Raw genomic sequence first — 22423 nt, forward strand, 5'->3', positions numbered from 1 at the left:
CGACCTGGTTCCACGAAAATCCGTCAAGCGCGGCGCGTGCTGCGGCGGGCAATCATCCACCATTTTAATGATCGGTTGATAGCGGCGAGCTTTCGCTTCCGCTTTGGTCTGAGGCGGCGCTTTATCCCGGCCCCGCATCCGCCCCAGAAAATTGCTATCGCTCGACCATGGCCCTGACTGATTCGAACGTTCTCAAACTCGCGCCCGAAGCCGGAACCCCCGCCTATCGAAGCGCGCCGCATAATATTGAAGCGGAACAGAGCCTTCTGGGCGCGATCCTGGTCAACAACGACGCGTTTTACCGCATCTCCGACTTCCTGGAGCCGAAGCATTACTTCGAGCCGCTGCACCAGACCATCTTCGAGACCGCCTCGAGCCTGATCCGGATGGGCAAGATCGCGACGCCCGTCACGCTGAAGACCTTCCTGCCCGCCGACACCGATATCGGCGGCATGACCATCGGACAATATCTGGCGCGCCTCGCCGCCGAAGCGACCACCATCATCAATGCGCAGGATTATGGGCGCACCATCTACGATCTGGCATTGCGACGCGACCTGATCGGCATCGGCGAGGACATGGTCAATGTCGCCTATGACGCCCCGGTCGACTTCGCGCCGCGGGCGCAGATCGAGGACGCCGAGCGCCGCCTGTACGAACTCGCCGAATCCGGTCGCTATGACGGTGGCTTCCAGAAATTCTCGCAGGCGCTGACGCTTGCGGTCGATCTGGCCGCGAAGGCGTTCCAGCGCGACGGAAAGCTGTCGGGCATCTCGACCGGCCTGCGCGACCTCGACAACAAGATGGGCGGGTTGCAGCACTCCGACCTCATCATCGTCGCCGGTCGCCCCGGCATGGGCAAGACGTCGCTCGCAACCAACATCGCCTACAACGTCGCCCGGGCCTACGTTCCAGAGCTCCAGGCCGACGGCACCATGAAGGCCGCCCATGGCGGCGTCATCGGCTTCTTCTCCTGCGAAATGTCGGCCGACCAGCTCGCCACGCGTATCGTGGCCGAGCGCACCGGCATCCCCTCCTCGTCGATCCGCCGCGGCGGCATCTCGGAGGCCGATTTCGAGAAGATCCGCGAGGTCTCGATCGAGCTGCAGTCGCTGCCCTTCTATGTCGACGAGACCGGCGGTCTCTCGATTGCCCAGCTTATGGCGCGCGCCCGCCGGCTGAAGCGGCAGAAGGGCCTCGACCTCATCGTCATCGACTACATCCAGCTGTTGTCGGGCTCGGGCAAGCGCAGCGAAAACCGCGTGCAGGAAATCACCGAGATCACGACCAGTCTGAAAGCGCTCGCCAAGGAACTCAGCGTGCCCGTGATTGCGCTCTCGCAGCTCTCGCGCCAGGTCGAGTCGCGCGACGACAAGCGGCCGCAGCTCTCGGACCTGCGCGAATCCGGCTCGATCGAGCAGGACGCCGACGTCGTGCTGTTCGTCTACCGCGAGGAATACTACCTCGGAAACAAGGAGCCGCGCCCGGGCACGCCCGAGCACGAAAAATGGCGACTGGACATGGATCTCGCGCATGGCAAGGCCGAAGTCATCATCGGCAAGCAGCGCCACGGCCCGACCGGCACCGTCGATCTGGCCTTCGAAGCGTCGGTCACACGGTTCGGCGACCTTGCGCCGGACAGCCAGGTGCCGGACCGCGGCGGCGGCGACTACTGAGTTCCCTGGGTTGAACCTGACCGGCCTCTTGCGTAAAACGGCGCCATGACAATGGCGTCCGACCCGAAAATGATCCCGCAATCCGGCCTTCTCTCCGCGGAGGCCAATCAGGCTGCCGCACTCGCGACCTTCGGCGGCGTGCTCACCGTCGATCTCGACGCCATCATCGCCAATTGGCGCAAGCTCGAGAAGACGGCGGTACCGGCCGAATGCTCGGCTGTGATCAAGGCGGACGCCTATGGCTGCGGCGCCGAGCAGGTCGCGCGTGCCCTGAACAAGGCCGGCTGCAAGACCTTTTTCGTCGCCACCATCGAGGAAGCGCGCAAGGTGCGCGCGGCGGTGCCGGAGCCCTCGATCTACGTGCTCGGCGGCTACTTCCAGAACACCGGCGAGCACTACGCCCAGATCAACTGCCGCCCCGTGATCGGCGATCTCAACGAACTCGCCGAATGGGACGTGTTCTGTCGCCGCACCGGCTGGACCGGTGGCGCCGCCATCCACATCGACACCGGCATGAACCGGCTCGGCCTGACGCTCGCGGAAGCGCAAGCCATCATCCCCCGCATCAACGCCGGCGATCACGGCATCACGCTGGTGATGAGCCATCTGGTTTCGGCCGAGCAGCTCAACAGCCCGGTGAACGCCAAGCAACTCGCGGCCTTTCGCGGCATCGCCAGCGAATTCTCCGGCGTGCCGGCGGCACTCGCCAATTCGTCCGGCGTCTTCCTCGGCGCGCCCTTCCAGTTCGACATGGTGCGGCCGGGCGCCGCGCTCTACGGCGTCAACCCGACGCCGGAGGCCGACAATCCGATGCAGCCGGTGGTCGATCTCAAGGCCCGCATCGTGCAGATCCGCAGTATCGAGCGCGGCGAGAGCGTCGGCTATGGCGGCACCTGGACCGCACGGCGGCCGACGAAACTCGCGATCATCGCGGTCGGTTATGCCGACGGCTATTTCCGCGCCGCAAGTTCCAACGACGGCACCCGCGGTGCCGAGGTCATCGTCGCCGGCAAGCGCTGCCCGGTCGCCGGCCGCGTTTCGATGGACCTGATCGCGATCGACATCACCGATCTGCCGCCGAACGCGGCGCGGCGCGGCCACATGGTGACGCTGCTCGGCGAGGGCATCACCGTCGACGAGCTCGCGCATCATTTCGGAACGATCGGCTACGAGGTGCTGACCAGCCTCGGCCGCCGCTACGCCCGTATTTACAAGGGCGGGAATGTGGTGGAGCCGCTGGCCAAGCCAGCTCTCGGGCAGGCAGCCGAGCAGCAGACGCCCGCTCCGCCACCGATCGAGCAGCCCGAAAGCCCGCCGCCTCTGCCGGGCTGAGCAGCTTGCCGCTTACTTCTTTTTCCTGCTGTCCAGCGCCGTCTTGCAGGTTGCGCTGAGCTTGTCGCGCTTGGCGTTGAGGCAGGCGACGATGCCGCCGCCCGGCGCAAGGCCGGCGCAGAATTTGTCATAGTCCGCCTTGCACGCGCCGCGCGGATCGGATGATTGTGCCGAGGCGACCCCGGAGAACGCAACGGCGACGGCAATAACGGCAAAGCTCAACTTGGACATTGTTTCTCCGGTAAGGGAAGGCAGGAGCCGGTAGCTCTACATGAAGATCGCGACGTTCAACATCAACAACATCAATCGCCGCCTGCCCAATCTGTTGGCATGGATGCGAACGGCGAAGCCCGATGTCGTCGCACTTCAGGAGTTGAAGGCAAGTGATGGCGAATTTCCGGCGGCCGCGATCGAAAAGGCCGGTTACGGCGCAGTGTGGTGTGGGCAGAAGACCTGGAACGGCGTCGCCATCCTGGCCCGCAATGCCGAGCCCGTTCCCACCCGCGATCGCTTGCCGGGAAAACCTGCCGATCACGAAGCCCGCTACATTGAGGCCGCGGTACGCGGTGTCATCGTCACCAGCATCTACCTGCCGAACGGCAATCCGCAGCCGGGACCGAAATTCGACTACAAGCTCGACTGGTTCGCGCGGCTCAAGCGCCACGCCAGAACCTTGATTAAGCAGGACCTGCCCGTGGTGCTCGCCGGCGACTACAACGTTGCGCCTGATGAGATCGACATCTATCCGACGCGCTCGTGGGACAAGGATGCCTTGATCCAGCCGAAGAGCCGTGCGGCCTTTGCCTCGCTGGTGGCACAAGGCTGGTGTGACGCGATCCGCGAACTGCACCCGGAAAAGCGCATCTACACCTTCTGGGATTACAAGCGAAACCGCTGGCCGCGCGATGCGGGCCTGCGGCTCGACCATCTCCTGCTCAGCCCTGCCCTCGCCTCACGCCTGGCAAAAGCCGGTGTGGACAAGAAGGTTCGCGGCGAGGAAGGCGCGAGCGATCACGCACCGGCATGGATCGTGCTGCGCTAGGTCAACGCCCGTAATAATCCTGCACCGTGTCCCACGCTGCTTTTTGCAGCAGCTCCACCGTCGGTGCGTCCAGTCCCATCGTGTAGGAATTGCCGACCGGCGATCGGCCCGTCAGCGCGGCGAACGTCACGCAGGTCGCCAGATATGTGCCCGCGGGGCTCGGGTGCCGCTTGTCCGGCGCATACAGATTGAGCTCGGGCTGCAGCTTGCGCACGCGCGCGAAGGCGAGACCTGCGGGGATGACCAGCGCATCATTGGCATTGCCTGCGATCGTGTAGGCCTCGGCCAGCGCTTCCGTCATCTCAGGCTTGTCGGCATAGGCCCATGACATGAACAGGACCGGGCGCATGCCGTGGGCGCGGACGATCTCGCTGTCCTTCTTCACGAAGGTCGCGAACGCGTCCTTCAATTGCGGATGGATCGGGCACTGGCTGCAATCCATCATCACGACGGCGTCGTACTGCCTGCCCGGCTTGTTGAAGACGACGTTGTTCTGCTCGTCGAACGAATAGGCGCCGAGGCCGCCCGGCCGCAGCAGATTGTCCATATCGTGCCAATCGAGGCCGGAGCCGCCGATCGTTGCCATGGTGTTGCGATAGGCCGCCTTGTTTTCGGGATCGGCAGCCCGCTCCATGAAGGAGAGATGCCCGGGCATGCCGTTGTTGTAGTAGAAGAAGCTGTTGCCGACGAACAGCGCGGCCTTGGGGAAATCCGGTCCTGATGTCGTGACCTTGGGCCTGGTCTGCGCCTGCGCATTGAAGCCGGCTACAACGGCCAGACACATCGCGAGCATCACTCGCGCGAAAAGACGCATCATCGGCTTCCTCCCTTGTTCTATCGGGCCGGAAACAGATCAGCTTTTCAGGAGTGCCTCAAGGGGACTGACGAGCAGCAGACATGCGCGAGAGCGCATGCTCACCACAGATTCTTGCCATCGATCATGGTCACCGGCACGGCCTCCAGATCGAATTCGTCGAACAGGCGCGCGTTGACGGCGACTCTCGGATTGTCGAAATCGGGCTTGCCGGTCGACCAGTCCGGCGACTCCGAATAGGTACCGCAGCCGCAGCTTGCGCAGAAATGGTGCTTGACCGTGCGGCTGCCCCAGAGGTAGGTCGCGACGTTCTCGGCGGGCGACAGCAGCCGAAACTGCGCCGGCGTGTAATAGGCCCACAACGCGCCGCGCTTGGCGCAGAGCGAGCAGGTGCAACGGGTCACGCTCGAGGGCACCTCCGTCACCTCGAACACCGTCTCACCGCAATGACAGCTCGCCTCGATCGGCATGACCCGCTCTCCGTTTTGTCAGGAGATGGTCGTAGCCGGACCCTGCTGCCAACATGCTGTCAGCAGCGCGCAGCCGGCCTTGGTCCACGTGCTGCGAGCACCGACTTGCCGCGCCAACTCGACAAAAAGATGAAAAACAACCCCATGCACAGTAGCCGATCGTTGGCGAATCAATGGGTTACGCATACTCCGAAACGCGGGTTTCACCGGTCGAGAGGCCTCGCCCGACACGCAATGGTGCGATGGGCCAGCAGCTGACCTCGTAGGCGACTTGCATTGCCTCCTTGTCCTCTGTGCAGGATGAGGACGCGTTACTGGGCCTCGGCGATCCTCGGTCCGGATGACGGGATCTGCGCGTGAGTTGCCGAGGACCGGTTCGACGGCGATGCCGGGTCCGGTAACCGGAAAGCGGCGTCGGCCGGCGCTCCCTGGGGTGGTCGGCGGGCAACGGTTGTCGGAAGCACGATCACTTTCGCGCCGACTTTCACGCGATCATAGAGGTCAACGACGTCCTCATTGGTCAGTCGGATACAGCCGGACGAGACCCGCTTCCCGATCGTATCGGGCTTGTTGGTGCCGTGAATTCGATATTCGGTGTCGCCCAGATACATCGCCCGAGCGCCAAGGGGGTTGCCGGGACCGCCTGCCATGAACCGCGGCAGATAAGGCTGACGCGAGACCATCTCAACAGGCGGATGCCAATCCGGCCATTCTGCCTTGCGAGCCACAGTCTGCTCACCGGACCATGTGAAACCTTCACGGCCAACACCGATGCCGTAGCGCAGTGCTTGCGCGTCGTTCAGGACGAAATAGAGGAATGTGTTCTTGGTATCGATGATCACGGTGCCGGGGGTCTGGCGGCTGGCGTAGTCAACCACCTGCCGAACGAATGCTCCGGGAACGTCGGCCGCTTTTGGCGGTTCGACCAGAGGCGCCGGGGTCGGAAGCGGAGCCGAAGCCGGCGTCGCTGCCGGAGCCGATGCATGAACCGGCGTTGCGACGTAAACCGGAGTTGACGACGCTTGAGCCTCGTGCGCGGACGACTTTCGTGCCGGTTGCAGCTTCGCCGGTCGGGACAGCAAACCGTACCCCAACGCAGCGACGGCCACGGCGCCAACCGCAACTCTCGCGGCCATCGGGATTGCGAATGTCTCCGCCTTTCCGCGTTTGGCCCGCTTCCCCATACTCGTCCCCCAAGATCACTATGCTCAAGAGAGGTACCCAGTAAGATTTAAGAAACTTCGAAGCGATTTCGCTCAGACTGGAACCGTCGGCGCCGGTTAACGCCGGCTCTCGTTCGGCAAAATAGGGTTCCCTCGCCTCGCTGATCGCCCCCGCCGCTGGCCACGTCTAAACTCTCCCGATTCGTGGAGACCGTTTTGGCTTTCCTCTTCGTCCTCATCGTCGGCCTCGTCGCAGGCACCATTTCCGGCATCGTCGGCACGGGCTCGTCGATCATGCTGATGCCGGTGCTGGTCTATGCCTACGGGCCAAAGGAGGCGGTGCCGATCATGGCGCTGGCCGCCGTCATGGCCAATCTCTCACGGATCCTGGCCTGGTGGCGCGAGGTCGATTGGCGGGCCTGCGCGGCTTATTCGGTGACAGGCATTCCGGCTGCCGTGCTCGGCGCGCGGACGCTGCTGGCGCTGCCCTCGCACGCCGTCGATCTCGCCATCGGCGTCTTCCTGATCGCGATGGTGCCGGTGCGGCACTCGCTGGCGCGGCACGATCTCAAGGCCAATCTCTGGCATCTGGCGATCGGCGGGGCCGTCATTGGTTACCTCACCGGCATCGTCGTCTCAACCGGCCCGCTCAGCGTCCCGCTGTTCCTGTTCTACGGCTTGTCCCGGGGCGCTTTCCTCGCCACCGAAGCGGCTTCTTCGCTCGGGCTCTATGCCGCGAAATCCGTGACCTTCGAACGGTTCGGCGCGCTGACTGGCGATGTGTTCGTCAAAGGCCTGATCGCTGGATCTTCGTTGATGGCGGGCGCCTTCATCGCCAAAGGCTTCGTGCTGCGTCTGAAGCCGGAGATGTTCCGCGTGGTGATGGACGCGATCATGATCGCCGCCGGCCTCTCCATGCTGTGGAATGCGGCGCAGCCGTAGCGGCGCTGCGCTCAGACCGCAAACTCGGGCGCGATCGACGGGCTATCCTCGATGACGCGGCTCTGGTGAGCCCGCCGTCCCTCGAGCCATAGCAACACGGCCTCGAGTGGCTGCGGCCGATGATAGAGAAAGCCCTGCCCGAACCTCACGCCCATCTCGCGCATGGCCTGGGCCTGCTCGGCGCGCTCGATGCCTTCCGCCACCAAAGTGAGGCCCAGCGTACCGGCGAGCGATGCAATGACGCCAACAATCGCCTTGTCTTCCGCACTATCGGGGATCTCGCTGATGAAGGCCTTGTCGATCTTGACCTTGTCCAGCGGAAACCGCCTGAGATGGGCGAGCGAGCTGTAGCCAGTGCCGAAATCGTCGAGCGCGATGGTGGCACCCAGGCGCCGCAGGCGGTGCAGCGTCTCGGATGCGCTGGCCATGTTGTTGATCAGCGATCCCTCGGTGATCTCGAGTTCCAGCAATGATGCTGCGACGTCGAAGCGCGCGCAGGTCGCCCGCAGCTCGGCGGCGAACGAATGGTCGGCGAGCTCGGACGGCGGCAGATTGATCGCGATCCGGATATGCGGCCTGCCGGCCGCAGCCAGATGTTGCAGCGCGCGGCAGGCGTCGGTGAGCACATAGCGCGTCAGCCGCGCATTGTTGCCGCTGCGCTCGATCAGCGGCAAGAATTCGCCCGGGCCGATCACGCCATGCTCCGGATGGCGCCAGCGGATCAGCGCTTCCAGGCCGACGATGTCGTGGCTTTCGAGATCGACCTGGCTTTGATACCAGACCTCGAATTGCCTCTCGTCGAAGCCTGTGGGAATGGCAAGTTCGAGCTCCCGGCGGCGGCGATAGTCGCGTTGAAGCGCTTCGTCGAGCACCGCGACCGTGCCGGGCGCCTTGCTCTTGGCATGGTAGAGCGCGATGTCGGCGAGCGCCGGCAGGTGCGAAAGCTCGGGATCTCCGGCACGGCGCACGGCAAGGCCGATACTGGCACGCGGCACCACCTGCTTGTCGTGAAGCCGGATCGGCTCGGAAATCGCATCCAGCAAGTGGCGCGAAAACTTCTGCGCGGTCTCCTCGTTGCTGACCTCGGGGCGAATGACGACGAATTCATCGCCGCCGAGCCGGGCCACCCAATCTTGCGGTTCGACCGCACCACGGAGGCGCTCGGAAATGTGCACCAGGAACTTGTCGCCGGAATCATGGCCAAAAGTGTCGTTGATGCCCTTGAAGTCGTCGAGATCGATGAAGCAGAGCGCGATCAGCGCGTCCGGCGAGCCGGCATCGTGACTCAGGGTCACGAGGTGCTCGGAGAGCGAGCGGCGATTGGGCAGCCCCGTGAGCGGATCGTGCGCGGCCATGTGCCCGAGTCGGTCGAGCGCACCCGACGTCGTGTGCTGCATGGCATTGAATGCATGGGCGAGCTGACCGAACTCGTTCGAGGATTTGACTTCCGCCGGATAGGCGCGGCCGTCCTGCTTGCTGCGCTGGATCGCGGACATCATCGCCGCCAGCGGCCTGCCGATGAAGAGGTTGGCGGAGATCCGCATGGCGATCAGGGTCGCAAACGTTGCCAACAGGCCGACGACCAGCAGCAGCACCAGCCGGCTGCCCGTGTCTGCGTAGAGCGCCGCTTGCGAATATACGATCGCGATGCGGCCGGCCTGGACTGCCATGTTGCCGTTGCTGTAGTTGATCGGACGCGAGATCTCCGCGACCGCCTGTCCCGCCGGGCGCGCCACCACGCGGGCAATCGCGATTCCGGTATCGTCGTAAACGGCCGCCGCGGCGATGCTCTCGTCGTGCATGATCTCGTTGAGCACGCTCGTGACCTGGTCGTAACGCATCTTCCAGAGCGGTTCGGCGATCAGTTCGGCGCGGCTCTCGGCGACGCGGGCAATGCGGGCGTCGAGCTGCCTGATCTGCGACCAGAAGCTCGAGGCCTCGACGCCGGCGGAGGCGAGCAATTGTACCAGCAGCAGAACAGGTACGGTGGCCCAGATCATTGCGCGGACGACCGAGCGCAAGCGCGGCGGCGCCACCTGCTGCCTGCGATCCGGACCGGTCATATCGTCACCGTTTCGCATCAGTCGGCAGCGCCTTCCACAGGGGTCAGCGACGAGATGAGCGCATCGACGGAGAAGTCGTACTGGCCGCAGTGCCCTGTTTTGGCCTTGAACCGCGCGAAATCGATCCGGTCGAAGGCGCGCGTCGTGATGAGGTCGCCGACCGCAGCGAGGTTGTCGCGCGTGATCGCGGAGGTCTTGACCTCGACGCGGGGTGATACGGCCGCGAAATCGCAGCCGTCGGCGTAATCGCGCAAGAGAACGATCGACCAGCCGCCGAGCAGGAAATGCCCGCCGTCGGTCAGGAGCAGGCGGCCCGCCTTGATCTCGCGCAGCGCATCCTCCGACCAGTTGAGGCCGACCAGCTGGATGTTCCGCCCGGGCGTGAGGCCGGCAGCGCTCACCGCGCGAAGCGCTCCCAGCGCCATCGGATCGTTTCCGGCCCATATGCCCGCAGGCCGGATCTCCTTGCGCGCGGCCCAGCTCAGATAATTCGTGGTGACATGCTCGGCCTCCGACTGCGTCCAGTTGGCGAACAGCATCCGATCCACCACGACGTCGGGCGCGGCGTCCACCGCGAGCTTGAGACCCGCGTTGCGCGCGATCGAGGCCGGCGTGATCTCGTCGCCACCGATGCCGAGAATGTGGATCTTGCCGTCCGGGCTCTGCCATTTCTCGGCACGCGCCGCGTCGATAAGGGCATTGGCCATCCGCGCGCCCGCGGTCTGAAGATCCGTCGTGATGTCGCCAAGCCAGGTCTTGAGTTTTTGGCGCGGCGGTCCAAGACGCGCCGCATCGTCGCCGATCAGCGTGTTCGAGAGCAGCAGCGTCCTGACCCCGGCGGCCTCGGCCGCCTCCATGATCGGGACGGCTGCGGATTCCTCATTCGAGAGAATTAGGAAGTCGGGCTTGTCGCTGCGTGCCACCACGCCGAACCCGAGCTCCTGCATGGTGCGGTAATTGCGCTTGCTGGTCAGCACCTCGACATGCGCGCCGAGCTTGCGGCCGGCGGCCTGCATGGTCAGCGAAACCATGTCCCAATAGACCTCGCCGGTCTTGCCCGGGTTGACGAAGACGACGTTGAGACGCTTCGCGTCGGCCGCACTAGCGCCAGGCGGCATGAGAAAGCCGCAGACGACCCCCACAGCAAGCAATATCCGCAAAAGTCCCGTCATTCGTTTCGCCATCCCGTATTGGTTCCGAAGCTGGACCCGCGTCCGCTAACATTTGGCAAAGTCCGGCCCGTTGCGGCGGCATACAGCTAACAAAGGGTGTATCCGGCGTACCGAATTGCGATATTCGAGGTGCGCCCGGACTCACTCTCTTGACCCGTCATTCCGTGCTATCAGCAAACCTGAAACCCTCGACTCGCTGTCCCCGGGCGCTCGCTGTCCTCATGGCCAAGAACACACTTTCCTTCGTCTGCCAGAACTGCGGCGCGGCCTATAACCGCTGGCAGGGCAAGTGCGAGTCCTGCGGCGAGTGGAATACGCTCGCGGAGGAGGACACGACCGGCAGCGTGCCGGTGTCGATCCGCTCCAAGCGCAAGGGGCGGACGTTCGCGCTGGAGAGCCTGTCCGGAAAAACCCAGGACGCCCCGCGCCTGTCCTCGGGCATGACCGAGCTCGACCGCGTGACCGGCGGCGGCTTTGTCCGCGGCTCGGTGCTTCTGGTCGGCGGCGATCCCGGCATCGGCAAGTCGACGCTGCTGACGCAGGCCACAAGCCTGCTCGCGCGCGCCGGGCACCGCGTCGTCTATATCTCCGGCGAAGAGGCGGTCGCGCAGGTGCGGTTGCGCGCCGAGCGGCTCGGGCTGTCGGACGCGCCGGTGCAGCTCGCAGCCGAAACGTCGGTCGAGGACATCGTCTCGACGCTGTCCGAGGGCGCGGTGCCCCGGCTGATCGTGATCGATTCGATCCAGACCATGTGGACCGACACGGTGGAATCGGCACCCGGCACCGTGACGCAGGTGCGCGCTTCGGCGCAGGCCCTGATCCGTTTTGCCAAAAGGACCGGCGCGGCCATCATCCTGGTCGGCCATGTCACCAAGGACGGCCAGATCGCAGGCCCTCGTGTGGTCGAGCACATGGTCGATGCGGTGCTGTCGTTCGAGGGCGAAGGCTCGCAGCAATTCCGCATCCTGCGTGCCGTGAAGAATCGTTTCGGGCCGACCGACGAGATCGGCGTGTTCGAGATGACCGGGCTTGGCCTGCGCGAAGTCACCAATCCCTCCGAGCTGTTTTTGTCGGAGCGCGATCTCGGCACGCCCGGCACCGCAGTCTTCGCGGGCATCGAAGGCACAAGGCCCGTTCTGGTCGAATTGCAGGCGCTGGTGGCGCCGACCTCGCTCGGCACCCCGCGACGGGCCGTGGTCGGCTGGGATCCGAGCCGGCTTTCGATGGTGCTGGCGGTGCTGGAAGCCCATTGCGGGGTCAAGCTGTCCGGCCACGACGTCTATCTGAACGTCGCCGGCGGCCTGCGCATCCACGAGCCCGCGGCTGATCTGGCCGCCGCGGCGGCGCTGGTGTCCTCCCTGGTTAATGCGCAGTTACCCACCGATGCGGTCTATTTCGGCGAGATCTCGCTGTCCGGCGTGGTGCGCCCGGTGGCGCAGACCCCGGCCCGGCTGAAAGAAGCGGCAAAACTCGGCTTTCTGCGTGCCGTGCTGCCCGAATCGGCCCGGGGCGAAGCCGGCGGCGACGCCGGCCTGTCGCTGAACGCGATCAACAGCCTGACGACGCTGGTCGCCGAGATCGCCGCGCGCGGCTCCCGGCGGGGCGACTCGAGCGCTCCGGCAGAGAAAAATGCCACACCGGCAAGATTCCGCCGTGGAGAGGGTTAGCCGGTGGTGACGTCCCCCGCCCCCGCCGCTATACAGCCGTCACAAAAGCAGCATGGGATTGCGTGGTTGCGGCCTTGCCGGGAACGTCGTCTGGCCCTCACTTAGGGCGGGCGGCCAAACACCGATTCGCTGAGCACCTTGAAGTACGAGCGGACCAGACCAGCCGATGCCAGTAACCATCCTCGACCTGATCCTGCTCGGTGTGATGCTGATTTCGGGCCTGCTCGCCATGGTTCGCGGCTTCATGCGCGAAATCCTGTCGATCGCGGCCTGGGGCACGGCGGCGATCGTCACCCTCTATTCGTTCTCGAAGCTGCTGCCGACCGCAAAGACCTATTTCAACAACGACACCGTCGCGAGCGTGGTCGTGGTCGCCGGCGTGTTCGTGGGCACCTTGGTCGTGGTCTCCGTGATCACAGTCCGGATCTCCGACATGATCCTGGATTCGCGCATCGGCGCGCTGGACCGCACCCTCGGCTTTCTGTTCGGGTTGGCGCGCGGGCTTTTGATCGTCGTGGTCGCCTTCCTGTTCTTCACCTGGCTGGTGCCCGACAAGCAGCGCCCGGATTGGGTCACAGGGGCCAAATCCCGCGTGGTGCTGCAGGGAACCGGGGATTGGCTGATGGCCCTCTTGCCTGACGACCCCGAGAACACCATCTTGAAGAGATTCAAGAAAAACAAACCAGATGAAGAGCAAACTGATTCCGAGCAGCAGCCTTCGGGCAGTGGCGACGGATACAGCAAACCGGCTCGTGACAGCCTTAAAAAGCTGATCGAGAAACCCGCGGCGCGATGATTAAGCCCTAACGAGAGGCTCGGACGAGATGCGAAATCCTGACCAGGACGCCCTACTTGATCTCGGCCCGGCCGCGCTGGAACTTCAAGACGATCTGGAGGGGGATACGCTGCGCGAGGAATGCGGCGTCTTCGGCATCTACGGCCACCCCAATGCCGCCGCCATCACGGCGCTCGGCCTCCACGCCCTTCAGCACCGTGGTCAGGAAGCAGCCGGCATCGTCTCCTATGACGGCGGTCGCTTTCATTCCGAACGCCGCCTCGGCCTCGTCGGTGACACCTTCTCCCGCCGCGAGGTGATCGACCGCCTCCCCGGCACAATGGCAGTCGGCCATGTCCGCTATTCCACCACCGGCGCCACCATCCTGCGCAACGTGCAGCCGCTGTTCGCCGAACTGAATGCCGGCGGCCTTGCTGTCGCCCACAACGGCAATCTCACCAACGGCCTGACATTGCGCCGCGAGCTCGTGAAGAGCGGCGCGATGATGCAGTCGACCACCGACACCGAAGTGATCCTGCATTTGGTCGCGCGCTCCAGGCGCAGCCGCTTCATTGAGCGCTATGTCGACGCGCTACGCGAGATCGAGGGCGCCTATGCGCTGGTCTCGCTGACCAACAAAAAGCTGGTCGGCGCGCGCGACCCGCGCGGCATCCGTCCGCTGGTGCTTGGCGATCTCGACGGCTGTCCGATCCTGACGTCCGAGACCTGCGCCCTCGACATCATCGGCGCGCGCTTCGTGCGCGACATCGAACCCGGTGAAGTCATCGTGTTCGACGAGAGCGGCCAGGACATTCACAAGCCGTTCCCACCGATTGCGCCGCGGCCCTGCATCTTCGAATACATCTACTTCTCACGTCCAGATTCCATCGTCCACGGCCGCTCCGTCTATGAGGTGCGCAAGGCTTTCGGCGCGCAGCTCGCCAAGGAGAGCCACGTGCCGGTCGACGTCGTGGTGCCGGTGCCGGATTCCGGCGTGCCCGCCGCGGTCGGCTACAGCCAGCATTCCGGCGTGCCGTTCGAGCTCGGCATCATCCGCAACCACTATGTCGGCCGCACCTTCATCCAGCCGACGCAGGCGATCCGCGAATCCGGCGTCCGCATGAAGCATTCGGCCAACCGCGCCGCGATCGAAGGCAAGCGCATCATCCTGATCGACGATTCACTGGTGCGCGGAACCACCTCGAAGAAGATCGTGCGCATGATGCGCGATGCCGGCGCCAAGGAAGTGCACTTCCGCCTTGCCTCGCCGCCGATCCTCTATCCCGACTATTACGGCATCGACCTGCCGGACCGCGGTGGTCTTCTTGCGGCGACGCATTCGCTCGAAGAGATGCGCGAGATCATCGGCGCCGACTCGCTCGCCTTCCTGTCGATCGACGGCATGTACCGCGCCATGGGCGAGCCGGGCCGCGACCCCGCCAATCCGAAATTCTCGGATCATTGCTTCACCGGGGCCTATCCGACCCACCTCACCGACCAGACCCAGACCGAGCAGCAGCCGCGGCAATTGTCGCTGCTGGCGGAGGCGAGCTGAGGCCGTCTCCCTGGCCTAGTGCGCAATTGCGCACGGGGGCCAGGACCCATTACCACAGTCCTCTCTGGTTCGAAGAAGGTGTGACAATCATCTTCCCTAGCCATAAACGTCACGGCGTATGGATCCTGGCTTTCGCCAGGACGACGCTGGATAGAACCTTTCAATGACAAATCCCCTCGCCAACCGCATCGCTCTCGTCACCGGCGCCTCGCGTGGCATCGGCTTCGCCACCGCCAAGGCGCTGGCCAAGGCCGGCGCGCATATCGTCGCCGTGGCGCGCACGCAGGGCGGGCTGGAAGAGCTCGACGACGAGATCCGCAAGGACGGCGGCACCGCCACGCTGGTGCCGCTCAACCTCACCGATTCCGACGGCATCGCGCGGCTCGGCGCCGGCCTGCACGAACGCTACGGCAAGCTCGACATCCTGGTCGGCAATGCCGGCGTGCTCGGCCCCTCCTCGCCGATCGGCCACATCGAGCTGAAGGCCTTCACCGACGTGATGGCGGTCAACGTCTCCGCGAACTTCCAGCTGATCCGCTGCATGGAGCCGCTGCTGAAGCAGTCCGACGCCGGCCGCGCTGTGTTCGTCACTTCCGGCGCGGCCAACAAGGCGACCGCCTATGTCAGCCCCTACGCCGCCTCCAAGGCGGCGCTGGAGACGCTGGCGCGCGCCTGGGCGCAGGAGACCGCGAACACCAAGCTGCGCGTCAATTTGTTCAATCCCGGCCCCGTCCGCACCCGCATGCGCGCCACGCTGATGCCGGGTGAGGATCCGGCGACGCTCGATACAGCCGAGCAGGTTGCCGAATTCATCGTGCCGATGTGCGCACCCGATTGGACCGAGACCGGCAAGTTCTACGACTACAAGACCCGCAGCCTGATGAGCTTCCGCTCGCCGGCCTGATTGACTCGACGGCCTCCCCGCGATTGACTGCCCGCGCTCAAGCGGCAGCAAGCTGCAGGCCAAAAAAGGGAGGTTGCCATGGCGCCATGGCGGAATCGCGCAGGCTCTACGCATGCGCTCGCAAATGTCTCTCGCGTCCTCTCTGTCCTGATCGCGGCCGTCGCGTTTGCGCTTCCGGGCACGGCGACCGCCGGCGATGTCCCGACCTTCGCGGTCGATGCGTCCTGGCCAAAGCCGTTGCCGAACAACTGGATCCTCGGCCAGGTCGGCGGCATCACCGTCGACTGGCAGGGCCACATCTGGGTGATCCATCGGCCGCGCTCGCTCACCGACGACGAGAAAGGCGCGAGCCTCACCCCGCCGCGTTCGAAATGCTGCGTCTCGGCACCGCCCGTGCTCGAATTCGACAGCGACGGCAATCTGCTGCGATCGTGGGGCGGCGCGGGCGAAGGCTATGAATGGGTCGGCCGCGAGCACGGCATCGAGGTCGACGAGCGCGGCTTCGTCTGGGTCGGCGGCAATGCCGACAACGACAACGCGATCCTGAAATTCACGCTCGACGGCAAGTTCGTCGCCCAGATCGGCAAGATCGCGCCGAGCCTCGGCAGCAACGTCACGGCGCAGCTCGGCAAGCCCGCCGAGACCGCGATCGACAAGGCCGCCAACGAAATCTACGTCGCCGACGGCTATGGCAACCGCCGCGTCATCGTGTTCGACGCGACCACGCTCGCCTACAAGCGGCACTGGGGCGCCTACGGCAACAAGCCCGACGACACCAAGCAGGCGGCGTACGATCCCAAGGCGCCGGTGTCCCAGCAGTTCGGCAATCCGGTCCATTGCGTGAAGCTCGCCAATGACGGGCTCGTCTACGTCTGCGACCGCATCAACAACCGCATCCAGGTCTTCAAGACAGACGGCACCTTCGTGAAGGAGTTCTTCTTCGAGAAGAACACGCTCGGCAACGGCGCCGTGTGGGACATCGCGATCTGGCCCGATCCGAAGCAGACCTGGCTGCTCAGCGCTGACGGCGAGAACAACGAGATCAGGGTCATCAGGCGAGACGACGGCAGCGTGGTCGGAAGCTTTGGGCACAGCGGCCGCAACGCCGGACAATTCCACTGGGTGCATGCCATGGCGATCGACGCCAATGGTAACGTCTATACCGCCGAGGTCGACACCGGAAAGCGCATCCAGAAATTCAAGCTGACATCGGACGCGCTGAAATAGCGTCTCGACGCATTTTGTCCAAAAGTTAACGGAGGGATGACGCTGCGACGCAGCGTCATCCGGCTTTAGGCGCATTGCCGCCGGCCGTGGGACACGGTAGAGCCATCAGCCGGAACAAGGCTCCGTTCAAGAGAGCCGTCCGCATGTTTGACAATGGAGGAAATCTTTTATGACGACGACGTTCGCGCGCCGCTCTGCGGCCCTTCTGGCCTGTGCCGCCTTCGGTTTTGCCACATCCGCCTTCGCCCAGGACAAGACCGTCAAGATCGGCGTGCTCAACGACATGTCCAGCCTCTACGCCGACATCGGCGGCCCGAACTCCGTGGTCGCGATCAAGATGGCGGTCGAGGATTCCGGCCTGCTCAAGAAGGGCTGGAAGATCGACGTCATCAGCGGCGACCATCAGAACAAGCCGGACGTCGGCGTCAACATTGCCCGTCAGTGGATCGACAACGACAAGGTCGACGCGATTGCGGACACGCCGAGCTCCGGCGTGGCGCTCGCGGTGAGCAACCTCGTCAAGGAGAAGAATGCGGTCCTGCTCAATTCGGGCGCCGCCACCGCGGACCTCACGGGTAAGGCCTGCACACCGAACACGATCTCCTATACCTACGACACCTACATGCTCGCCAACGGTACCGGCAAGGCGTTGACCAAGGCCGGCGGCGACAGCTGGTTCTTCCTCACCGCCGACTACGCGTTCGGGCATGCGTTGGAGCGCGATACCAGCGCCGTCGTCACCGCCAACGGCGGCAAGGTGCTCGGAGGCGTCAAGCATCCGCTCAACACGGCCGACTTCTCCTCCTTCCTGCTGCAGGCCCAGTCGTCGAAAGCGAAGATCGTCGGTCTCGCCAACGCCGGCGGCGACACCACCAACGCGATCAAGCAGGCCGCCGAGTTCGGCATTGTACAGGGCGGGCAGAAGCTCGCGGCACTGCTGCTGTTCATCAATGACGTGCATTCTCTGGGTCTGAAGACCGCCCAGGGGCTGACCTTCACGGAATCCTTCTACTGGGACATGAACGACCAGACCCGCGCCTGGTCGAAGCGCTTCTCGGCGCTGGCCAACAAGAATGCGATGCCCTCCATGACGCAGGCCGGCAATTACGCGATGGTGCTGCATTATCTCAAGGCGATGGACGCGCTCGGCGGCAACCCGCATGACGGTGCCAAGGTCGTCGCCAAGATGAAGGAGCTTCCGACCGACGATCCGCTGTTCGGCAAGGGTCCGCTGCGCGCGGACGGGCGTCGTCTCATCCCGGCCTATCTGTTCGAGGTGAAGAAGCCCGAAGAATCGAAGGGACCGTGGGACTACTACAAGCAGATCGCCACGATCGCGGCGGAAGACGCGGCCAAGCCGCTCAAGGACAGCGAGTGCCCGCTGGTGAAGAAGTAAGGCGTAGCGCTCAGGCAAGTTCCCAACGACGTCATGCCCGGGCTTGTCCCGGGCATCCACGTTTTGAGCCCGGACAAAGGACGTGGATCGCCGGGGACAAGCCCGGCCACGACGGACACGTCAGGCGCTCTTCGCCGCGCCCAGCGCCCGCACCGCGATCGCCACGCACGCCACCATCAGCACCGCCGCGAGCAGGAACGGCGCGCCGGGCAGCTGCCACGGCGCGCTGGCGCCGATGAAATATGAAAACGTCAGCGTGAACAGGAACGGGCCGACGAGCTGCGACACGCTCTGCACGCTCGCGGTCGCGCCCTGCAACTGGCCCTGCTGATCGGGCGCGACCAGCCGCGTCATCAGCGATTGCATGGCGGCGCCCGAAATGCCCCACAGCGACATCACGGGAATGCCGATCCAGAACAGCGGCCCGGTCGGGGCCGCGCCGAAGATCACGAAGCCGATCGCGCCACAGCACAAGCCCATCAACAAGGCGTTTCGCTCGCCGAGCACGCGCACGATCGGCCCGATCGCGAGCCCCTGCACCACCATGGCGCAGATGCCGACCATCGCCAGCGTCAACCCCACCGTTTTCGAATCCCAGCCGTAGCGATAGGTGGCATAGAGCACGAAGGTCGAGGGAAGCACGACATGCGCGACCTGCGCGATGAAGTTGACGACAGACAGCGCAGCGAGGACCGCGTTGGAACGCAGCAGGCGGAGCGCTCCGAGCGGATTGGCGCTCCTCCAGCGGAACGGCGCGCGCTTGTCCGGCGCCAGCGATTCCGGCAGGACAAAGAGCCCATAGAGCGCATTGGCGAAGCTTAAGGCCGCCGAGGCCCAGAACGGCAGGCGCGGATCGATATCGCCGAGCAGTCCGCCCAGCGCCGGGCCCAGCACGAAGCCGGCGCCGAACGCCGCGCCAATCCGGCCGAACACCGCAGCGCGCCGCTCCGGCGGCGTGATGTCGGCGATATAGGCAAAGGCGGTCGAGATGCTGGCCGAGGTGATGCCTGAGATGACGCGGCCGACGAACAACCAGACCAGCGACGGCGCCAGCGCCATCAGCACATAATCGGCCGCGAGCCCGAAATTCGACAGCAGCACCACCGGCCGCCGTCCGAACCGATCCGACAGCGCGCCGAGCACCGGCGAAAACACGAACTGCATCAGCGCCCAGGCGGTGCCGAACAGGCCGAAGATGCGGGCCGCATGCGCCGTGTCGTTGTCGACGAAGCTCTCGATCAGTTTTGGCAGGATCGGCATGATCACGCCGAGCGCGAGCATGTCGAGCAGGATGGTGACGAAGATGAAGGCGACCGCGCCGCGCCGGACCGGCGCTGCGCCCTGCGCCATCGCCTCGCCGGCCTCGTTGCTCACGACGGCCGCTTGCGCTTGTGGGCGAACGGATTGGCCTTCTCGCGCAGGGTGATACGCACCGGCGTGCCGGGCAGCTCGAAGGCCTCACGCAGCGAATTGGTGAGGTAGCGCAGATAGGACTGCGGCACCGCGTCCGCACGCGAGCAGAACAGCACGAAGCTCGGCGGGCGGGCCTTGGTCTGCGTGATGTAATTCAGCTTCAGCCGTCGTCCGGACACGGCCGGCGGCGGATTCGCCTGCACCGCCTCCTCGAACCAGCGGTTCAGCGCCGCGGTCGACACACGCCTGTTCCAAAGCGCATAGGCATCCTGGATCGCCTGCATCAATCGGTCAATGCCCTCGCCCATCAAGCCGGAGACGGCGACGATCGGCACGCCCTTGATCTGCGGCAGCAGATGATCGGCATCGCGGCGCAGGTTCGAGATCGCACCGCCACCCTTGCTCTCCATCAGGTCCCATTTGTTGACAGCGAGCACGACGGCGCGACCCTCGCGCTCGATCAGGTCGGCGATGCGAAGATCCTGCTCCTCGAAGCGGTTCTGCGCATCCATCATCATCACGACGACTTCGGCAAAGCGCACGGCGCGCAGTGCGTCGGCGACCGAGAGCTTCTCGAGCTTCTCCTCGATCCGCGAGCGCCGGCGCAGACCTGCGGTGTCGAACACGCGAAACTCGCGGCCCTTCCAGTTGATCTCGACCGCGATGGAATCGCGCGTAGTGCCGGCCTCCGGGCTCGTCAGCAGGCGCTCTTCGCCGAGCAGATGATTGATCATCGTCGACTTGCCGGCGTTGGGTCGGCCGACAATCGCGACCCGGATCGGACGCGTGGCGGCCTCTTCCTCCGTCAGCGGCTCGTCATCTTCGAACTCGTCCTCCTCCACCGGCTCCGGCATCAATGGGCGCAGAGCATCATAGAGCTCGCCCATGCCCTCGCCGTGCTCGGCCGAGATCTGGATGGGATCGCCGAGGCCGAGTGCGAAAGCCTCCATCGCGCCGGCATCGCCATGCTTGCCTTCGCTCTTGTTGGCGACCAGCAGCACCGGCTTGTTGGCCTTGCGGGCGAAATCGGCGAAGGCGCGATCGTTGGGCGTGAGGCCCATGCGGGCATCGATCACGAAGAACAGCGCGTCGGCCTGTGCGATCGCGGCCTCCGTCTGCTCCTGCATGCGAGCGGTCAGCGAGCCCTTGGCGCCCTCATCGAGGCCGGCAGTGTCGATGATCGTGAAGTCGAGATCGCCGAGCCTGGCCTCGCCCTCGCGGCGGTCGCGGGTGACACCGGGCAGATCATCGACAAGCGCGAGCTTCTGCCCGACCAGACGGTTGAACAGCGTCGACTTGCCGACATTGGGCCGGCCGATAATGGCAATCTTAAAGGACATGGGTCATTCGTGCGCTGCCGGAGCCGCGCCTGTCAATGAAATGAAGACAATTGTTTGAGCATGATCTTTTCGGAAAACCGCTTCACACTTTTCCGGATCATGCTCTAGCGCGAGAAGCTGCCGCTCGGCATCGGTGCCGGGAAGGCGCCCTGCGATTGCTGCTGGGTGGTCTGGGTCGGTTGCGCCTGCTGGACAGGCTGATCGGGCGGCGGCGCGGTGGTGCGCTTGCGCACGATCTTCTGCCTGGGTGGCGGCGTGGCTGCGGGCGGCGCGGCCTCGGGCTGGGCCTCGCCATCGACTTCGCCGGCGGGCGCCTCAGCCGGCGCAACGGCCGCGCTGGCCGGCTGCCTGGTCTTTTTCGCCTTGGCCCCCTTCGCCGGCTTGGCCGGCTCGGGCGGAGGCTCGGTGGGCAGAGCCGCGACGGCGGGTCCGTTCGGATCGGGCTGTTGCTGCGCGCCCTTGTACATATCCTTCGGAACGCCCTGCTCGAGGCCCGGCACGCCTTCCGGGAACACCGGCTTGCGGTCGCCCGGCAGCTTCTTCTTCGTATCGAGGAAGTCGAGCATGTCGCTCGGATCGAAGCTGGAGCAACCGCCCAGCACGCCCGTGAAGGCGATCAGGACGGCGGCTGCGATCAAGCGTGGCGTACGGCGCATATTGGTATCTCGTCTCAGCTCTCGGCTCAGCTCTTCGCTACGGGCGGCAGCAAGGCCTGCAGCGCCTCGGCGCGCGAGCGCAGGCCCGGCGGCGTTTCGCCGTCCTCGGCAATCGCGTCGAGCCATTTGCGGGCCGCGGTCATGTCGTTATTGCGCCAGGCCGACAGCGCCAGCATCTCGCGGGCGGTATGACGGAAGGTCGATTTGGGCGCCGTGGAGGCTTCCAGCCGCTGCTGCATGTCGGCATAGCCGGCGCTGTCGAGCAAGAGACCAGCGGCGCGGATCTTTGCCAGATCCTGCCACTCGCCGCCTACGCTGCGGTCGGCGGCGATGTCGTCATACAGCTTGGCGCCTGCCTTGGGATCGCGGGCCGCCGCCTCGGCCGCAGCACGCAGCCGCGCCAGGGTGCGATAGCCTGATGGAGCCTTGGCTGCGAGCTCGGTGAAGGCCGCCTCGGCCTCCGCATGCTTGTCCTGCTCGGACAGCTCGGCAGCCTTCTCGAAGGCAGCACCGGCCTCGGCAGCCTTCTTGGCCTCCACATACTGGTAAGCGCGCCACCCACCCACGGCGGCGACGATCAGCACCATCAGGGCGATGAACAAAATCGAATACTTGTCCCACAGCTTCTTGAGCTGTTCGCGACGTACTTCCTCGTCGACTTCGTCAAATAATTCAGACACTTATGCTAATCCCATGCCCGTCCGGGTGCGCGCGCCAAAGCGTTCGCGTCAGGAATCCCGTCCCCCACGTGGCGGCGGGGTACCCTAACGATATGGCGGTGGCAAGGCAAAGCGAGCCCGATCAAGGCGTTAACCA

Annotated in this window: 20 protein-coding genes; 10 read left to right on the forward strand and 10 right to left on the reverse strand. The window is 65.0% G+C overall.

The window, feature by feature from the left end:
• Positions 1-167 precede the first annotated feature (167 nt).
• Together AC0L3S_RS20305 and alr are read left to right on the forward strand one after the other, a co-directional pair.
• A complete protein-coding gene (locus AC0L3S_RS20305) occupies positions 168-1676 on the forward strand; it encodes a replicative DNA helicase (RefSeq protein WP_473280857.1) in 1509 nt (502 codons plus the stop codon).
• Between the two features lie 51 nt (positions 1677-1727).
• Positions 1728-3008, forward strand: coding sequence for an alanine racemase (alr, locus tag AC0L3S_RS20310; RefSeq protein ID WP_473280985.1), 1281 nt, complete (start codon positions 1728-1730; stop codon positions 3006-3008).
• Between the two features lie 12 nt (positions 3009-3020).
• Here the strand turns inward: alr and AC0L3S_RS20315 are convergent, their stop codons facing one another.
• The gene (locus AC0L3S_RS20315; RefSeq protein ID WP_473280859.1) at positions 3021-3239 is read right to left on the reverse strand and encodes a hypothetical protein; all 219 of its coding nucleotides are present in this window, start codon (positions 3237-3239) and stop codon (positions 3021-3023) included.
• A 40-nt stretch (positions 3240-3279) separates the two neighbouring features.
• On the opposite strand from AC0L3S_RS20315, the gene AC0L3S_RS20320 reads away from it, so the two are divergent.
• A complete protein-coding gene (locus AC0L3S_RS20320) occupies positions 3280-4050 on the forward strand; it encodes an exodeoxyribonuclease III (RefSeq protein WP_473280861.1) in 771 nt (256 codons plus the stop codon).
• A 1-nt stretch (position 4051) separates the two neighbouring features.
• Here AC0L3S_RS20320 and AC0L3S_RS20325 read toward each other — a convergent pair whose 3' ends face one another.
• The 3 genes from AC0L3S_RS20325 to AC0L3S_RS20335 all read right to left on the reverse strand — a co-directional run bounded on the left by AC0L3S_RS20325 (position 4052) and on the right by AC0L3S_RS20335 (position 6518).
• On the reverse strand, positions 4052-4867 hold the full coding sequence (locus tag AC0L3S_RS20325; protein WP_473280863.1) for a hypothetical protein: 816 nt from the start codon (positions 4865-4867) through the stop codon (positions 4052-4054).
• Between the two features lie 98 nt (positions 4868-4965).
• Positions 4966-5334 (reverse strand): GFA family protein, encoded by a 369-nt coding sequence (locus AC0L3S_RS20330; protein WP_473280865.1) that lies wholly within the window; start codon positions 5332-5334, stop codon positions 4966-4968.
• A gap of 311 nt (positions 5335-5645) precedes the next feature.
• A complete protein-coding gene (locus AC0L3S_RS20335; protein ID WP_473280867.1) occupies positions 5646-6518 on the reverse strand; it encodes a L,D-transpeptidase in 873 nt (290 codons plus the stop codon).
• A gap of 195 nt (positions 6519-6713) precedes the next feature.
• Here AC0L3S_RS20335 and AC0L3S_RS20340 point away from each other — a divergent pair, with 195 nt between their 5' ends.
• On the forward strand, positions 6714-7439 hold the full coding sequence (locus tag AC0L3S_RS20340; protein WP_473280869.1) for a sulfite exporter TauE/SafE family protein: 726 nt from the start codon (positions 6714-6716) through the stop codon (positions 7437-7439).
• Between the two features lie 11 nt (positions 7440-7450).
• Here AC0L3S_RS20340 and AC0L3S_RS20345 read toward each other — a convergent pair whose 3' ends face one another.
• The gene (locus AC0L3S_RS20345; RefSeq protein ID WP_473280871.1) at positions 7451-9520 is read right to left on the reverse strand and encodes a putative bifunctional diguanylate cyclase/phosphodiesterase; all 2070 of its coding nucleotides are present in this window, start codon (positions 9518-9520) and stop codon (positions 7451-7453) included.
• Positions 9520-10674, reverse strand: coding sequence for an ABC transporter substrate-binding protein (locus AC0L3S_RS20350; RefSeq protein ID WP_473280873.1), 1155 nt, complete (start codon positions 10672-10674; stop codon positions 9520-9522). The genes AC0L3S_RS20345 and AC0L3S_RS20350 overlap by 1 nt, the downstream gene beginning before the upstream one ends.
• A 221-nt stretch (positions 10675-10895) precedes the next feature.
• Here AC0L3S_RS20350 and radA point away from each other — a divergent pair, with 221 nt between their 5' ends.
• The 6 genes from radA (at position 10896) to AC0L3S_RS20380 (ending at position 18198) form a co-directional block, all read left to right on the forward strand.
• Complete coding sequence (gene radA / locus AC0L3S_RS20355) at positions 10896-12341, forward strand: DNA repair protein RadA (RefSeq protein WP_473257257.1); 1446 nt, start codon at positions 10896-10898, stop codon at positions 12339-12341.
• Positions 12342-12507: 166 nt separating this feature from the next.
• Positions 12508-13137, forward strand: coding sequence for a CvpA family protein (locus tag AC0L3S_RS20360; RefSeq protein ID WP_007592055.1), 630 nt, complete (start codon positions 12508-12510; stop codon positions 13135-13137).
• Between the two features lie 28 nt (positions 13138-13165).
• Positions 13166-14671, forward strand: a complete 1506-nt coding sequence (gene purF, locus AC0L3S_RS20365) for an amidophosphoribosyltransferase (RefSeq protein ID WP_219683207.1) — start codon at positions 13166-13168, stop codon at positions 14669-14671.
• 163 nt (positions 14672-14834) lie between these two features.
• Complete coding sequence (locus AC0L3S_RS20370) at positions 14835-15575, forward strand: SDR family NAD(P)-dependent oxidoreductase (RefSeq protein ID WP_473253481.1); 741 nt, start codon at positions 14835-14837, stop codon at positions 15573-15575.
• Positions 15576-15653: 78 nt separating this feature from the next.
• Positions 15654-16802 (forward strand): NHL repeat-containing protein, encoded by a 1149-nt coding sequence (locus AC0L3S_RS20375; protein WP_473280875.1) that lies wholly within the window; start codon positions 15654-15656, stop codon positions 16800-16802.
• 169 nt (positions 16803-16971) lie between these two features.
• Positions 16972-18198: an ABC transporter substrate-binding protein gene (locus AC0L3S_RS20380; protein ID WP_007609280.1), complete on the forward strand. Its 1227-nt coding sequence runs from the start codon at positions 16972-16974 to the stop codon at positions 18196-18198.
• A gap of 120 nt (positions 18199-18318) precedes the next feature.
• On the opposite strand, the gene AC0L3S_RS20385 is transcribed toward AC0L3S_RS20380, so the two are convergent.
• From AC0L3S_RS20385 to AC0L3S_RS20400, 4 genes are all read right to left on the reverse strand, one after another.
• Complete coding sequence (locus AC0L3S_RS20385) at positions 18319-19572, reverse strand: TCR/Tet family MFS transporter (protein WP_473280877.1); 1254 nt, start codon at positions 19570-19572, stop codon at positions 18319-18321.
• Positions 19569-20951 carry a ribosome biogenesis GTPase Der gene (der, locus tag AC0L3S_RS20390; RefSeq protein WP_027569641.1) on the reverse strand — a complete coding sequence of 461 codons (1383 nt, stop codon included), beginning with the start codon at positions 20949-20951 and terminating at the stop codon, positions 19569-19571. The genes AC0L3S_RS20385 and der overlap by 4 nt, the downstream gene beginning before the upstream one ends.
• Before the next feature lie 104 nt (positions 20952-21055).
• A complete protein-coding gene (locus AC0L3S_RS20395) occupies positions 21056-21607 on the reverse strand; it encodes a hypothetical protein (protein WP_473280879.1) in 552 nt (183 codons plus the stop codon).
• Between the two features lie 26 nt (positions 21608-21633).
• The gene (locus tag AC0L3S_RS20400; protein ID WP_247360562.1) at positions 21634-22287 is read right to left on the reverse strand and encodes a tetratricopeptide repeat protein; all 654 of its coding nucleotides are present in this window, start codon (positions 22285-22287) and stop codon (positions 21634-21636) included.
• Positions 22288-22423 lie beyond the last annotated feature (136 nt).

The sequence above is a fragment of the Bradyrhizobium sp. Ken01 genome, assembly GCF_055807355.1.